General features: G+C 70.4%; 8 protein-coding genes and 2 pseudogenes. 2 read left to right on the forward strand and 8 right to left on the reverse strand.

Annotated elements, in window-relative coordinates; translation table 11 throughout:
• Window positions 1-9: 9 nt before the first annotated feature.
• The 8 genes from ABB55_RS17740 to ABB55_RS17775 all read right to left on the reverse strand — a co-directional run bounded on the left by ABB55_RS17740 (window position 10) and on the right by ABB55_RS17775 (window position 13593).
• A complete protein-coding gene (locus ABB55_RS17740; RefSeq protein WP_054359985.1) occupies window positions 10-1365 on the reverse strand; it encodes a cbb3-type cytochrome c oxidase subunit I in 1356 nt (451 codons plus the stop codon).
• Window positions 1366-1495: 130 nt separating this feature from the next.
• Window positions 1496-1948: a c-type cytochrome gene (locus ABB55_RS17745; RefSeq protein ID WP_054359986.1), complete on the reverse strand. Its 453-nt coding sequence runs from the start codon at window positions 1946-1948 to the stop codon at window positions 1496-1498.
• A gap of 253 nt (window positions 1949-2201) precedes the next feature.
• A complete protein-coding gene (locus ABB55_RS17750; protein ID WP_054359987.1) occupies window positions 2202-3437 on the reverse strand; it encodes an NAD(P)/FAD-dependent oxidoreductase in 1236 nt (411 codons plus the stop codon).
• A gap of 87 nt (window positions 3438-3524) precedes the next feature.
• Window positions 3525-4445: a sugar kinase gene (locus ABB55_RS17755; RefSeq protein WP_054359988.1), complete on the reverse strand. Its 921-nt coding sequence runs from the start codon at window positions 4443-4445 to the stop codon at window positions 3525-3527.
• A gap of 1762 nt (window positions 4446-6207) precedes the next feature.
• On the reverse strand, window positions 6208-8916 hold the full coding sequence (locus ABB55_RS17760; RefSeq protein WP_054359989.1) for a nitrate reductase: 2709 nt from the start codon (window positions 8914-8916) through the stop codon (window positions 6208-6210).
• A gap of 11 nt (window positions 8917-8927) precedes the next feature.
• Entirely contained in the window at window positions 8928-10559 is a 1632-nt protein-coding gene (locus ABB55_RS17765; protein WP_054359990.1) for a sulfite reductase subunit alpha, read from the reverse strand.
• Entirely contained in the window at window positions 10556-12388 is a 1833-nt protein-coding gene (locus ABB55_RS17770; protein ID WP_244472069.1) for a NirA family protein, read from the reverse strand. The genes ABB55_RS17765 and ABB55_RS17770 overlap by 4 nt, the downstream gene beginning before the upstream one ends.
• Complete coding sequence (locus ABB55_RS17775) at window positions 12385-13593, reverse strand: NAD(P)/FAD-dependent oxidoreductase (protein WP_054359991.1); 1209 nt, start codon at window positions 13591-13593, stop codon at window positions 12385-12387. The genes ABB55_RS17770 and ABB55_RS17775 overlap by 4 nt, the downstream gene beginning before the upstream one ends.
• A gap of 1067 nt (window positions 13594-14660) precedes the next feature.
• On the opposite strand from ABB55_RS17775, the pseudogene ABB55_RS30645 reads away from it, so the two are divergent.
• Window positions 14661-14978: pseudogene (locus ABB55_RS30645) on the forward strand (ABC transporter substrate-binding protein); the annotation flags it as partial.
• Window positions 14978-15080, forward strand: a pseudogene (locus tag ABB55_RS31305) (nitrate ABC transporter permease); the annotation flags it as partial. The pseudogenes ABB55_RS30645 and ABB55_RS31305, both read left to right, overlap by 1 nt.

The following is a 15080-nucleotide window of genomic DNA, read 5'->3' on the forward strand; positions in this document are numbered from 1 at the left end:
GGTGCCTCCTTATTCGGCCGGGCTGGCGGCAGGCGCCTCGGGACCCCGGCCGATCACCTCGGCCCGGCGCGGGACGAGCACGGAGTAGAGGAACAGGATGGCGCCGATCACCACCGCGACGCCCGAGCCGAAGCGCATCTGGTAGAACAGCGCCAACTGGTCCTGCACCTCCATGAAGCCCTGTCCGAGCACGCGCTGCAGATGGACCTGCACCACGCCCGCGAAGGTCAGCGTGAAGGTCATGAACGACATGGCACCGGCCATGATCCAGAAGGAGATCATGTTGAGCACCTGATTGTAGGGCGCCCGGCCGAGCAGATGCGGCATCGCATAGGTGATGATCGCCAGGTTCAGGCAGACATAGGCACCGAAGAAGGCGAGATGACCATGCGCGGCGGTGACCTGGGTGCCGTGGGTATAGTAGTTGACGCCATGCAGGGTGTGCATGAAGCCCCAGATGCCGCCGCCGAAGAAGGCCAGCACCGCACAGCCGAGGCTCCACAGAAGCGCGGCGTTGTTGGGATGCTCGCGCCGGCGCTTCCAGACCATCGCGAAGGTGAACAGGACCATGGCGAAGAAGGGCAGGATCTCCAGGCTGGAGAAGATCGAGCCGACCCACTGCCAGTAGCCGGGCGCGCCGATCCAGTAATAGTGGTGCCCGGTGCCGAGCAGGCCGGTGAACAGGGACAGCGCGACGATGGCGTAGAGCCACTTCTCGATCACCTCGCGGTCGACGCCGGTCATCTTGAGCATCAGGAAGGCCAGGATGGCCGCCATGACCAGTTCCCAGACGCCCTCGACCCAGATGTGGACGACATACCACCAATAGAGCTTGTCGACGCCGAGGTTGTCGGGATTGTAGAGGGCGAACAGGAAGAAGACCGCGATGCCCCAAAGACCGAGCAGAAGCACGTTGGTGATGGCGGTCTTGCGGCCCTTCAGCACCGTGACGGTGACGTTGAACAGGAAGATCAGCGCCGCGACGACGATGCCGAGCTTGACCCAGAGCGGCTGCTCGAGGAACTCGCGGCCCTCGTGGATGCGGAACAGATAGCCGACGACGGCGCCGAGCGTGCCGACCACCAGGATGACCAGCTGCAAATAGGCGAGTCGGGTCGAGTAGATCTCGGTCTCGCTCTCCTCCGGGATGAGATAGTAGGCGGCTCCGAAGAAGCCGAGCAGCAGCCAGACGATCAGCGCATTGGTGTGCAGCATGCGCACGATGTTGAACGGCAGCAGCACGGACAGTGTATCCGGCACGACATAGATCCAGCCGGCCAGAAGACCGGCTGTGACCTGGATGGCGAAGAGCGCGAGGGCAACGGCGAAATAGGCCAGGGCCACCCGCTGGGTTTGATACTTCATGGGACCCTCCTGGTGGTTCGGTCGACACGGGAAGGCCGGCATCCGTCCCGGATGTCGGAACCACGGCGTCATTGACCGAGAGGTCGGGAACGGAACGGCCGGACGGCGCCCGGCCGGCGGGCGGGGCCTGTCAGCCGGAGACGTTCGGCGGCCAGCCTTGGGTGTCGATCTTGGCGGTCCATTCCAGGAAGGCGGCCAGATCGTCCAGCTCCCGGTCGGTCAGGTTGAATTGCGGCATCTGGCGCCGGCCGGGCACGCCGGTCGGCTGCGCCTGCATCCACGATTTGATCGTCTCCCGGGCGCCGGCAGGGTCCTTGTCGCCGCCGTAGCGGATGAAGACGTTGCCGAGTTCGGGCGCGAAATAGGCGCCCTCGCCGAGGATCGTGTGGCAGTCGATGCAGGCGTTCCTTTCCCACACCCGCTTGCCGCGGGCGACCGCTTCGGTCAGCGGCGCCGAGGCCGTCGATTTGGTCACCATGTAGTAGTGACTGTGGGCGGTCAGGCCGCCGAATATCACCAGGAAGACCAGCGATCCCCCATAGAAGATATTGCGTGCGGCCGATTTGGTGAAGGCGTCGAACATGGGACCCCCGTCATGAGCAATCGGCTCCGACGGGTATCGACCCGGGGCGGTTCGGCCACCTTGATTTTTGGTAAGACAGTGCGAACGGCCGGACGTCAGGGCCGAAAACAAAAAGGCCCGCCGGAATCAGTTCCGCTGGGGAACTGCGGCAGGCCTTTTCAAGGCGGCTCGGGGAGGAAGACCAAGCGCTTTCTGATCCCACGATTCGCCGGACCGGCCCTTGATCGGGATCAAGCGGCAGGTCCCGGAGGGTTCATCGTGCGGCGGCCGCACGGGCCTTGAGGTCGAATTCCGGGTCCGCCGCCTCCTCGGGGCTGAGCGCGGCGCCGGCATCGAGCAGGCGGCGGCCGATCATGTGGTCGGCCGGCTTCGACACCGATTCCACGGCCACGAGGCGACCGTCGCGGAAGCCGAACACCGAGAAGGCGCCGGCCTCGGGCGTGCCGCGGACCACGGTCCGGTCGATGCCGAGACCGAGCCCGGCGATCTGCAGCTTGAGCGGACCCTGGTCGCTCCAGAACCACGGCACGGCCTCGTAGGGCACCGGATCGCCGCCGGCGACCCAGGCGGCGAGGCTCTTGGCCTGGTCGGTGGCATTTTGTACGGATTCAATGCGAACCGGTGCCATTGCCCAGCGACTTGGATGCAATGCGGCGTCGCCAAGCGCAAAGACGCGCGGGTCGGCGGTGGCGAGATGCCGGTCGACCACGATGCCGTTGCCGACCGCCAGCCCCGCCGCCGCGGCCAGTTCGGCATTCGGGATGACCCCGATGCCGACCACCACGAGGCTGGCCGGGATGCGCTCGCCGGCGACCGTCTCGACCGCCACGACCCGCCCGGCCTCGCCGACGATCCGCGCCACCCCGGCCGGCATAAGAAAGCGGACCCCGGCGGCCTCATGGCTCGCCTGGAAGAAGGCGGAGACCTCCGGCGACACGGCGCGCTGCATGACCCGGCCGGCGGCCTCGATCACGGTCACCCGGTGGCCGCGCTTGGCGGCGGTGGCGGCGACCTCCAGGCCGATGAAGCCGGCCCCGATCACGACGACATCCTCGGCCGCGGCGAGCGCGTCGCGCAGCGCATGGGCGTCGGCGATGGTCCGGAGCCCCGTGACGCCGTCGAGATCGGCGCCGGGCACCGGCAGCGGCCGGTTGCGCGTGCCGGTCGCCAGCGCCAGCCGCGAGAAGGCCAGGCTGCCGCCATCCGCGAAGGTCACCCGGCCGCCGGCGAGATCCAGCCCGGCGACCGGGCGATCGCCGAGGAAGTCGATCCGGTTCTGGACCAGGAAGGCTTCCGGGCGCAGGAACAGGCTGTCGGGCGTCTTGCCGTCGCTCAGATAGGCCTTGGACAGCGGCGGGCGCTGATAGGGCAGGTGGCCCTCGTCGCCGACCAGCAGGATCGGCTCGTCGTAGCCGTTCTGACGCAGCGAGGCGGCCAGTTGCAGGCCGGCCTGGCCGGCGCCGACGATGACGAAGGGGGCGGCGCTCATCGGAGGCTCCTGACGGGACGCAGACATCTGGTTTCGAGCGAGGGCTCGGCCGAGCCAAGCGAGGACTTGGCCGAGCCGAGCGAGGGCTCAGCCGAGCCGGGCCAGGACGGCGGCGCGGGTCGGCAGCGGGTCGACCGCGCCGTAGCCCTCTGTCGACATGCCGGCGGCGACATTGGCGAAGCGGCCGGCGCGGAACGGATCGCCATGGGCGAGATATTCGGTCAGGAAGGCGCCGTCATAGGCGTCGCCCGCCCCGGTGGCGTCGACCGGCCGGCAGGCGATCGACGGGATGCGCTCGCGCCGCTCGGCCGTGGCGACCAGCGAGCCCTCGGCGCCGAGCGTCAGGCCGACGATTCTGACGCCGAGCGCCAGGTAGTGGTCGCAGATGGCGTCGGCATCGTCGAGCCCAGTCAGGAGTTTGGCGTCGTCGAGGCCGGGCAGCAGGATGTCGGAGAGCCGCGCGGTCGCCTCGATCACCGCGCGGGCGCGGTCGAGCGGCCACAGCCTCAGGCGCAGGTTGGTGTCGTAGGAGACCAGCCGGCCGGCCTCGCGCGCGGTGCGGATCGCGGCGAAGACGGCGTCGCAGGCCGAGGCCGAGATGGCCTGGCTGATCGCCGAGACATGCAGCACCCGGGCGGCGCCGACGAGGTCCGCCGGCACGTCGGCCGGGCCGATCCGGCTCGCCGCCGAGCCGGCGCGCAAGTAAGAGAAGGCGTGCCCGTCCGGCCCGTGGGTGACGAAATAGACCGCCGTATGGGCGGCCGGGTCGATCTTCACCCGGCTCGCATCGACCCCCTCGCGCGCCCACAAGGCCAGGAAATCCTTGCCGAAGGCATCGTCGCCGAGCCCGGTGAAATAGCCGACCCGCGCCCCGAGCCGCGCCGCCGCGATCGCCGCATTGGAGGTGTCCCCGCCGAAACCGCCGAGCCATTGACGGCCCTCGCCGGTATGGTTGAACTCGAACATGGGCTCGCCGAAGGCGAGAATGTCGAGGGACGTGGCGCTCATCGTGCTGTCTCCGGAGATCGGGCCGGCGAGAGCCATGCAGCGCGCCGCCGACCGGGTCAAGCCGCTCGATGCGGGACGGAGCCGTGCAGGGCGCTGCCGGCCCGGCAGGAGGGGACCCGGATGGGTTCCGACGTCCCCATCGCGACACGCCGCGCCTGCCCCGAGGCGGGGAACGACATCACGCTTGAGGAGCGGAAGGCCTCAGCGGCACCACCCCGCGGTCGCATCCCCGGACAAGGCCCGTCAGGGCCGCCGATCCGGGGCCTACTCGCCCCTCTGCGACGTCAAGATATTGAATTAAAACAAAAACCCATAGCTGCTTCGATCATAGTGGGTCCCGGATCGGCGGCGCTGGCGCGCCTTGTCCGGGATTGCGGTTTGGGGGAAGCGGGGCGACGGGATATTGCGATCGGCACCCGATCGCTCGACGCTTGCGTGGAGAGATCGGGTGGAGGAACCGAAGCGGTGGCAATCTACCGCTCGCTGCCCGCAGACCGCCGCGCGCCGAGCGTCGTGCGTCCCGCGAAGCCTCCCCGGTACCACTTCCGCCCTCTCCCCTTCAAGCCGGCACCGTCTCCGCCGCCAGCGTTTTGCGGATTTCAGGCCAGCGGACGTCCGATTTGGTGCCGAACCCGCGGTCGCATCCCCGGACAAGGCCCGTCAGGGCCGCCGATCCGGGGCATACTCGCGTGGTAGCGGCATCAAGATATTGAATAGAAACGAAAATCCATAACTGCTTCGATCATAGTGGGTCCCGGATCGGCGGCGCTGGCGCGCCTTGTCCGGGATTGCGGTTTGGGGGAGGCGGGGTGGTGGAATATCGTGATCGGGTGGAGGAACCGAAGCGGTGGCACCATTACGCCTGCTCTCTCCCCTTAAAGCCCGCACCGCCACTGCCGCCAGCGTTTTGCGGATTTCAGGCCAGCGGACGTCCGATTTGGTGCCGAACCCGCGGTCGCATCCCCGGACAAGGCCCGTCAGGGCCGCCGATCCGGGGCCTACTCGCGTGGCTGCGGCATTAAGATATTGAATTAAAACAAAAACCCATAGCTGCTTCGATCATAGTGGGTCCCGGATCGGCGGCGCTGGCGCGCCTTGTCCGGGATTGCGGTTTGGGGGGAAGCGGGGCGGCGGGATATCGTGATCGGAATCCGATCGCTCGAGGCTTACGTGGAGAGATCGGGTGGAGGAACCGAAACGGCGGCAATCTACCGCTCGCCGCTCGCCGCTCGCCGCTCGCAGCCCGCAGCCCGCCGTGCGCAGCCTGCGGCCTGCCGCCTGCCGCCCGCAGACCGCCGCGCGTCGTGCGCCCCGCGCAGCCTCCCCGGTACCCCTTCCGCCCTTCCGCCCTCTCTCCTTCAAGCCGGCGCCGTTCCGCGGCCAGCGTTTTGCGGATTTCAGGCCAGCGGACGTCCCACTTGGTGCCGACCCCGCGGCTGCATCCCCGGACAAGGCCCGTCAGGGCCGCCGATCCGGGGCCTACTCGCATGGCTGCGGCGTCAAAGTATTGAATAAAAACGAAAATCCATAGCTGCTTCGATCATAGTGGGTCCCGGATCGGCGGCGCTGACGCGCCTTGTCCGGGATTGCGGTTTGGGGGGGAATCGGGGCGAAGGTACGGTGTGAGCGGGGCCGGTCACTCGATGGATGCGTGGAGAGATCGGGCGGGGGAACCGGAGCTATGACGACATCCGGTGCGCTGTTCGTCGCCCGCCGCCCATCTCCACCTCACACCGCCCGCCGCCCTTCCGCCCTCTCCCCTTCAAGCCGGTGCCGTCTCCGCTGCCAGCAATTTGCGGATCTCGGGCAGGCAGGAGCCGCAATTGGTGCCGGCTTTGAGGGTGGCGCCGAGGGCGTCGGTCGTGCGGCAGCCGGCGCGGATGGCGGCTTCGATCGGGGTGCGGCCGACGCCGAAGCAGGCGCAGACGGTCGGGCCGGGATCGGGGCCGCCGCCGGCGGCGCGGCTGGCGAGCGGTGCGCGGCGGGCGCGGCCTTCGAGCGGCGCGGCGCCGAGCAGGGGGTTCAGATGCGCCCAGCCGGGCCGCTCCGGTGCGGCCGTCATCGCGATGGCGGCGATCAGGCGGCCGTCGCGGACATGCGCGGCGCGGTAGAGGCCCTCGGCCGGGTCGCCGGCGTCGGTGAGGTCGTCGGCTCCACAGCCGATCAGGCCGGACGCGAAGGCCGGCCAGCCAGCGGGGTCGAGCGCCGGAAAGGCGGCCAGGACGGCGTGGCCGTCCTCGATGGTCGTTCGCGCCCAGGCGAGCGCGCCGGCCGTCTCCAGGGCACGCCGGTCCGGCAGGGCGCGGCCGACGATGACGGCCTCGAAGGCGACCGCGACGGCTGCGATGGCGACCGGGGTGGCCTTGGATTCCGGCTGGCCGGAGATCGGGTCGGTGACGGCGGCGACCAGCGCGCCGACGCGCGCCTGTCCGGCATTCTCGTCCGACCAGTGGATCGGCGCGAAGACCGAGCCGCGCCGCTGGCCGGGTGCGACCACGACCCTGAGGACCGCGGCGCCGTGGCGGTTGGAGAGCCGGGCCAGCCCGCCGTCGGTCAGGCCGAACCAGGCCGCATCGGCCGGGTGGACCTCGACGAAGGGCTCCGGCAGGTGCCGGCCGAGCGTCGGGCTGAGGCCGGTGCGGGTCATGGTGTGCCACTGGTCGCGGATGCGGCCGGTGTTGAGGAGGAGCGGCGTGTCGGCGTCCGGGCGGGCGGCGAGGGCGGCCTCGCCCGGCACATGGAAGCGGGCGCGGCCGTCCGGGGTGAAGAAGCGGCCGTCGTCGAACAGGCGGGTGCGACCGCGCCGGGCGCCGGCCGGCAGCGGCCATTGTACCGGTTCGAGCGCGTCGTAGCCGGCGCGGTCCAGATGCGCGTGGGCGCCGAGGTCGAAATCGCGCGCGCCGCCATTCTCGAAGGCCGACAGCGCGGCATGTTCGCGGTAGACCGCGGCCGCGTCGGCGAAGGCGAAGGCCTGGTGGTGGCCGAGCCGGCGGCCGACCTCGGCCAGCGCCCACCAGTCCGGTCGCGCCTCGCCGGGCAGCGGTCGGAACGGGCGCTGGCGCGAGATGCGCCGCTCCGAATTGGTCACCGTGCCGTTCTTCTCGCCCCAGGCGGCGGCCGGCAGGCGGACATGGACCGGGCCTGCGAGGCTGGCGCCCAGGGTATCGTTGGAGCCGATCACCTCGGAGACGATCAGCAGATCGAGCCGGCCGAGGGCGGCGCGCACGCGGTCGGCCTCCGGCAGGCTGACCGCCGGATTGGTGCCCATGATCCAGAGCGCCCGGACCGCGCCGGCCTCGACCGCCTGGAACAGGTCGACCGCCTTGAGGCCCGGCTTGCCGGCCATCGCGGCCGCCCCCCAGAAGCGGCCGACCCGGTCGATCGCCTCGGGGGTGAAATCCATATGGGCGGCGAGCTGGTTGGCAAGGCCGCCGACCTCGCGCCCGCCCATGGCGTTGGGCTGGCCGGTGAGCGAGAAGGGACCCATGCCGGGCCGGCCGATCCGGCCGGTGGCGAGGTGGACGTTGAGGATCGCCGCGACCTTGTCGACGCCCTGGTGGCTCTGGTTGACGCCCTGGCTGTAGAGCGTGACGGTGCGCTCGGTCTCGGCGACGAGATGGAAGAAGGCGGCGACGTCGGCGGCCCGGAGGCCGGTTCCGGCGGCGACGGTCTCGATCGTGCCGGCGCGCGCGAAAGCCGCCGCGAAGGCATCGGCGAGGCCGGTCGTGTGAGCCTCGACGAAGGCGCGGTCGTGCCGGCCGGCCTCGGCCAGATGGACCAGCAGCCCCTCGAACAGGAGCGCGTCGGTGCCCGGCGCGATGGCGAGATGCAGGTCGATGCCGTCGGTGGTGGCGGTGGCGCGCGGATCGATCACCACGATCCTGGCCCCGCGCCGCTGGCGGTTGGCCTGCATGCGCTGCCACAGGATCGGGTGGCACCAGGCGGCGTTGGAGCCGACCAGGACCAGGAGATCGGCCTCGTCGAGATCCTCGTAGGCTCCCGGCACCGTGTCGCTGCCGAAGGCGCGCTTGTGGCCGGCGACCGAAGAGGCCATGCACAGGCGCGAATTGGTGTCGACATTGGCGGTGCCGAGGAAGCCCTTGGCGAGCTTGTTGGCGACGTAATAGTCCTCGGTCAGGATCTGGCCGGAGAGATAGAAGGCGACCGCATCAGGCCCGTATTGGGCGATGGTGTCGCGGAAGCCGGCGGCGATGCGATCGAGTGCGGCGTCCCAGGTCGCGCGCCGGCCGTCGATCGTCGGATGCAACAGGCGGCCGTCCGGCCCGATCGTCTCGCCGAGCGCCGAGCCCTTGGAGCAGAGCCGGCCGAAATTGGCCGGATGGGCGGGGTCGCCCTGGGCGCGCCAGCCGTGCGGGGCGGCCGGATCGGGCTTCATGACGACGCCGCAGCCGACGCCGCAATAAGGGCAGGTCGTCCTGACCTGCATGTCCGGGGTCGATCCGTCCGCCATGGTCAATCCCCTCAATAGACGTCGCGCTGGTAGCGGCCGGCCGCGGCGAGCGCCGCCACCCGGGCCTTGGCGGCGGCCGGATCGAGCCCGCCATGGGTGGCGGCGATCTCGACCAGCGCCTTGTCGACATCGGCCGCCATGCGCTTGGCGTCGCCGCAGACATAGACATGCGCGCCGCGCTCCAGCCACGACCACAGCTCGGCGCCGGCCTCGCGCATGCGGTCCTGGACGTAGGTCTTGGGTCCCGCGTCGCGCGACCAGGCGGTCGAGAGCCGGGTCAGGGTGCCTTGCGCCAGCAGCCCCTCGAATTCCTCGCGATAGAAGAAGTCGCAAGTCTCCTTCTGGTGGCCGTAGAACAGCCAGGCCGGGCCGGTCGCGCGGGTAGCGAGCCGTTCCTGCAGGAAGGCGCGGAACGGCGCGATGCCGGTGCCCGGGCCGATCATGACGATCGGCGTGGCGCCGTCCGCCGGGAGGGCGAAGCCGTGGGCGCGCGAGACGAAGACCTTGACGGTGTCGCCGGGGGCGAGCCGGTCGGCGATGCCGGTCGAGGCGACGCCGAGCCGGGTGCGCTCGCCGATGGCGTAGCGGACCACGTCGACCGTCAGGGTCAGTTCGCCCGGCGCCGCGTTGGGGCTCGACGAGATCGAGTAGAGCCGCGGCTGCAAGGGCTCCAGGCATTCGAGCAGGGCTTCCGGGTCCGGCCGGATGCCGGGGAAATGGTCGAGCGCGGCGAGCACGTCGAGGCTTTCGGCGTCGCCGAAGGGATCGCCGCCGGCGGCGAGCGCCTTGGCGTTGGCGCGCTTGTCGCCGCCGGTGATGTAGGAGATCAGCTGGAACAGCATGTCGGGCGCCGGGGCGAGCGCGTAGTCCTCGATCAGCGCCGCCCGCAGGCTCTTGCCGGCGACGGGGAAATCGGCCGGCAGGCCGAGCCGGTCGAGGATCGCGTCGGCCAGCGCCGGATCGTTCCGCGGGAAGACGCCGAAGCTGTCGCCGGGCCGGTAGTCGAGGCCTTCGGGCAGGCGCCAGACGACATGCAGCGTCTCCTTGGCTGAGCCGCGGCCGTTCAGGCGCGTCGCCGAGACGAAGGTCGCCTCGACCGGGCAGTCGCGGGCATAGCCGGGCCGGGCGGCCGGCGTGTCGGCGCCGGACGGGAGGGCGGACGCGGCTGGCGACGGCGCAGGGGCTGGCGACGCGCCGGCGGAAGGCGGGGCGCTCGCGGCCTCCTCCATCAGCCGCTTGACCATGCGCAGCGTGTCCTTGCCGCCCGGCTGGCACAGATTGGGCTTGGTCTCGGTGCCGGCGGCCAGGGCTTCGGCGTAGCTCTCGCACAGATAGCCGCACTGGCCGCAATCCTGCTGCGCCATCGCGGCCATCAGCCGGCGCGGCAGCGGGCGGCCTTCGGCGAGGCCCATCCGTTCGTCCATCGGCATCGCCGGATCGTGCCAGGGGGCGCCGTCGTCCGCCGTTGCGGGTGGCGCGGAAGCATCCGCTGCGGCTGCGCGGGGATCGACCGGCGCGGTGCCGGCATCGAAGCCGATCAGGCCGGCGAAGAAGCCGTTCAGCCAGGCGCGCTGCGCCGCATCGAAGGGTGCGGTCTCGGGGATCAGCGGATAGGCGACGGGCGGACGGGTCGGGGCGGTCATTCGGCGGCCTCGCGGGTCGGCTGGGGCGTGGCGGCGTCGCAGAGGCCGCGCAGGATCTCGATGGTGTGGCGCTGCACGAAGGCCTGGAAGCTCTCGTCGGCACTCGTGCGGTGGCCGAGCCAGGCGATGAGCAGGCTTTCGATCCGGGCCGGGGCCTCGGAGGAGGGCGTCGCCGGGAAGATCTCGCGGGCGATCGCGGCCCGCTCGGCGAAGCCGCCGCCGACATGGATGTGGTAGCCGTCGACGGTGTCCTCGCCGGTCGCATCCAGCGCGACGCGGGTGGCGATCAGGCCGATATCGCCGATGAAATGTTGGGCGCAGGAATGGTGGCAGCCGGTCAGGTGGATGTTGACCGGCTGGTCGAGCGCGATGCGGCCGTCGAGCGCCTCGGCGATCGCCAGGGCGTCGCCCTTGGTGTCGGCGGCTGCGAACTTGCAGCCGCGGCTGCCCGTGCAGGCGACGAGGCCGGCGCGGATCGAGGAGGCCTCGTGGGTCAGGCCGAGGGCGGCGAGGCGGGCGGTGGCGGCCGCCACCATGGCGTCCGGAATGCCGGAGACGAGCAGGTTCTGCCAGACCGTCAGCCGGATGTCGCCGTCGCCGAAGGTGGCGGCGATGTCGGCGAGGCCGTGCATCTGGGCGGTCGTCATGCGCCCGACCGGCAGCACCACGCCGAGCCAGTTCAGGCCCGGCTGCGCCTGCCGGTGCACGCCGACATGGGCGAAGCGGTCGATCGGCCGGCGTGGCCCGATCGCCTCGGCGGGCACGCGGGTCAGCGGACGGCCGAGCGCCGCCTCGACCAGCTGCAGCGTGCGGTCGAAGCCGAAGGCGTCGAGGACATATTTGAACCGCGCCTTCGTCCGGTCGGTGCGGTCGCCATGCTCGATGAACACGCGCACGATCGCGTCGGCGACCGCGGTGGCGTCCTCGGGGCGGACCACCACGCCGGTATCGCGCGCGAAATCCTTGTGGCCGGTGATGCCGCCGAGCGCGAGCCGGTACCAGATGCCGGGTTCGACCCCGAAGCCGTCGCGGACCGCGACCGCCTGGAAGGCGATGTCGTTGGTCTCCTCCAGCACCGCGACCCGGCCGCCGCCGTCGAAGGCGACGTTGAACTTGCGCGGCAGGCCGTGCAGCGTGCGGCTCTCCAGGACATGCATGTGCCAGTCGAGCGCGTGCGGGCGGGTGTCGATCAGCTCGTCCGGGTCGATGCCGGCGGTCGGCGAGCCGGTCACGTTGCGGATGTTGTCGGCGCCGGAGCCCTTCGGCGTCAGGCCGGCCATCGCCAGCGCCTCGATCAGCGCCGGCCCGTGCTCCGCGGCGATCTCGCGGATCTGGAGATTGGAGCGGGTCGTCGCGTGGGCGTAGCCGCCGCCCCAGCGGTCGGCGATCGCCGCCACGGCACGGAACTGCCAGTGCGACAGGATGCCGTTCGGGATGCGCAGCCGGCACATGAAGGCGTTCTGCGCCGGGCCGACGAAATAGAGGCCGTGGAAGCGCCAGCGGAAATCGTCCATCGGCTTCGGGAAGCGCCCCGTGCGGGCCTCCGCCTTGAGCCGCGCATAGGCGTCGTGGGGATGCTCGTCGCGCTTGGCGATCTCCTGCGGCGAGAGCTTGCGCCCGGCCGCCTCGAAACGCGCCATGGCGGCGTGATGGAGCGCGTCCGGCCCGCGTGCGGGTCCGGTGGCGGCCGGGGCGGACGAGGCCGCGGCCCCGGGCGCGGGGCCGCCGATGCCCGGCAGGCCGCGCGCGGTGCGGGCGGCGTTGGCGCCGGAGACGAAGCCCTGCAGCCAGCGTTTCTGGTCTTCGGTGAAACCGGTGTCCGACATCATGCCGCCTCGCAGAAGGATCGGCCGAAGACCATGTCCCGGCGGATGGAGGAAATCGGCCGGCCGTCGCGGATCAGGTCGAGATACCAGAGGCCGTCGCCGGCATCGCCGACCAGAACCGCACCGACGAGGCGCCCGTCGCGGATGACGAGCTTGCGGTAGTGGCCGAGCGGGCGATCCTCGAACACGATCGCCTCGGTGCCCGGCTCGCCGAGGAAGTCGCCGGCCGAGAAGACCGGCAGGCCGGAGACCTTGAGGTTGGTGGCGAGGATGCTGCCCTGATAGGCGGCATCGCGGCCGGCCAGCGTTGCGGCCGCCGTGCGGGCCTGCGCATAGGCCGGCTCGACCAGGCCGTAGACGGTGCCGCGATGCTCGGCGCATTCGCCGATCGCCAGGATGCCCGGCACCGAGGTCTGCATCCGGTCGTCGACCAGGATGCCGCGGCCGACGGCGAGGCCGGCCGCGGCCGCGAGGCGCGTCTCCGGTCGGATGCCGACCGCCATGCACAGAAGGCCGGCGGGCAGCACCTCGCCGCCGGCGAGACGGAGGCCGGTGACGTGCCTGTCGCCTTCGATTCCGGCCGATTGCGCGCCGAGCCGCAGAGTGATGCCGCGCGCTTCGAGAGCCCGGGCGAGCAGGGCGGCGCCGCGGGCGTCGAGCTGGCGTTCCATCAGCCGGTCCATCAGATGGACGAGCGTCACCGGCACGCCGCGGCCGGCAAGCCCGACGGCCGCCTCGATGCCGAGCAGGCCGCCGCCGATGACCACGGCGCCCCGGCCGGTCGCCGCGGCGGCCTCGATCGCGTCGAGATCGGCGAAGTCGCGGAAGGTGACGACGCCGGGCAGATCCGCGCCGGCGAGCGGCAGCCGGATCGGCAGCGAACCGGTGGCGAGGACCAGCCGGTCAAAGGTGAGCGTCGCGCCGGAGGCGAGGCTGACGGTCCGCGTCGCCGGATCGAGCGCGACGGCCGGATCGCCGAGGCGCAGAGCGCAGTTGAGGTCGCGGTACCAGTCCGCCGGCCGGAGCGCGATTGCATCGCGCGTCGTCTCGCCGGCCAGAACGCTGGAGAGCAGGACACGGTTATAGGCCGGCACAGGCTCGGCTCCGATCACGGTCAGCGCATGGCGGCCGGGCGCGATCGCCTCGAGCTCCTCGACGAGCTTGAGGCCGGCCATGCCGTTGCCGATGATGACGATGCGGTCGCGCATCGGGTCGGTTCCCCGTCTGGTCGAAACCCGGCCCAAAACGAAAAACGCCGCTGATCAGTGTCCTCTTGGGAAGAGGAGGCTGATCAGCGGCGTCGCTGGGTTCGGGCAATGACGTTATGCCAATGGCCCCGCCTGCGTCGGCAGGAACCGAGATGGGGTTCGCAAACCGCATGCCAGAATCGGCATCATCCGATTCCGCCATGAAATCAACGGTCCCGCCCCGCTCCTCGGCCGCCACCGCGGCGGGCTTGCCTGATATCTCCGCAGGCAATGCCGGCGGGCTGCCTAAAATCGCGACATGCTATCCTGTCGGGCAGCGGATTCCGTCGATCGAACCGCAGTGCCGTCTATTGGTCGTGACGCGAAAATAAGTCGGCTAAAGAAATGTTCCAGAATCGCGAATTTCGGCGCCAACGGCCGCTTCCGGGGCAGTCGGCCAGGGCGTCGACGGCCTCACAGGCTGCTGAAAATCGCTCCGAACCCGCCATTCTGTCATCCCCGGGCTTGTCCCGGGGATCCCTTGCGATGGCCAAGTCCTTGGAAAGTCTGGATCCCCGGGACAAGCCCGGGGAGGACAGAGTTGAAGCTGGTCGCGTCTGATCGCGGTCCGACGCGTTTTCAGCAATCTGCCAATGCGGATGGGCGCCGGGCCACGGCGCGGCATCCTGCGGCGCCGTAACCGAGCCGCGCGACGGATCGCGCCGCGGGGCCGCTCCGGCAGCCGGTCGATGGGGCTGCACAATTCATAGCCATCACCGTGTATGATGCAAAAATCACCAGAATGCGCGATCTGATGCAAGGGTCTGCCTCGATCCGTGCAGCGATGCAGCGCAGGGGATCGGGTCGCCGATTCCGTAAATCATTGGAATCGTTCGAAAACGCGAGAATCGGCGAAACTGGCACCCGATTTGCTTGATGGGTTCCAACGTGGTGGCCGTTGAAGGCCCCACCCACGCGGCCAACGGCGGCTGCATCGATACCCGCACAACGGCGTCCACGGGTCTGACGGAGTTCATCCTCCGACCCTGGGCGCTTTTTTTATTGCCTGAACGGAAAGGCGACACGCCATGAGCGACGTTTCCCGGAAGTCCGAAATCAGCAATCCGCATGCCGCCGGCTCCTCGCGCCGCCACTTCCTGAAGAGCGCCGCCGCGAGCCTGGCCGGGGCGGGGCTGATTTCTGCGGTCCGCGCGGGCTTTCCGGGCGGCGCGCATGCTGCGGCCGGCGGCCCCGAGGTGACCAAGGCGATCCTCGGCTATATCGCGCTGACCGACACCGCCCCGCTGATCGTCGCCAAGGAGAAGGGCTTCTTCGCCAAATACGGCATGCCGGATGTCGAGGTGGTCAAGCAGGCCTCCTGGGGCACGACGCGCGACAATCTCGAATCGCTCTGGCCGCCTTCCGGGAGAGCCAGCCGGCGGCGATCTTCGTCATCGCCGTGACGGCGGTCTGGCCGGTGATGCCCAACACGGCGGTCGGCATCCGCA

It is taken from the genome of Prosthecodimorpha hirschii, from assembly GCF_001305515.1.
GTDB lineage: Bacteria > Pseudomonadota > Alphaproteobacteria > Rhizobiales > Ancalomicrobiaceae > Prosthecodimorpha > Prosthecodimorpha hirschii.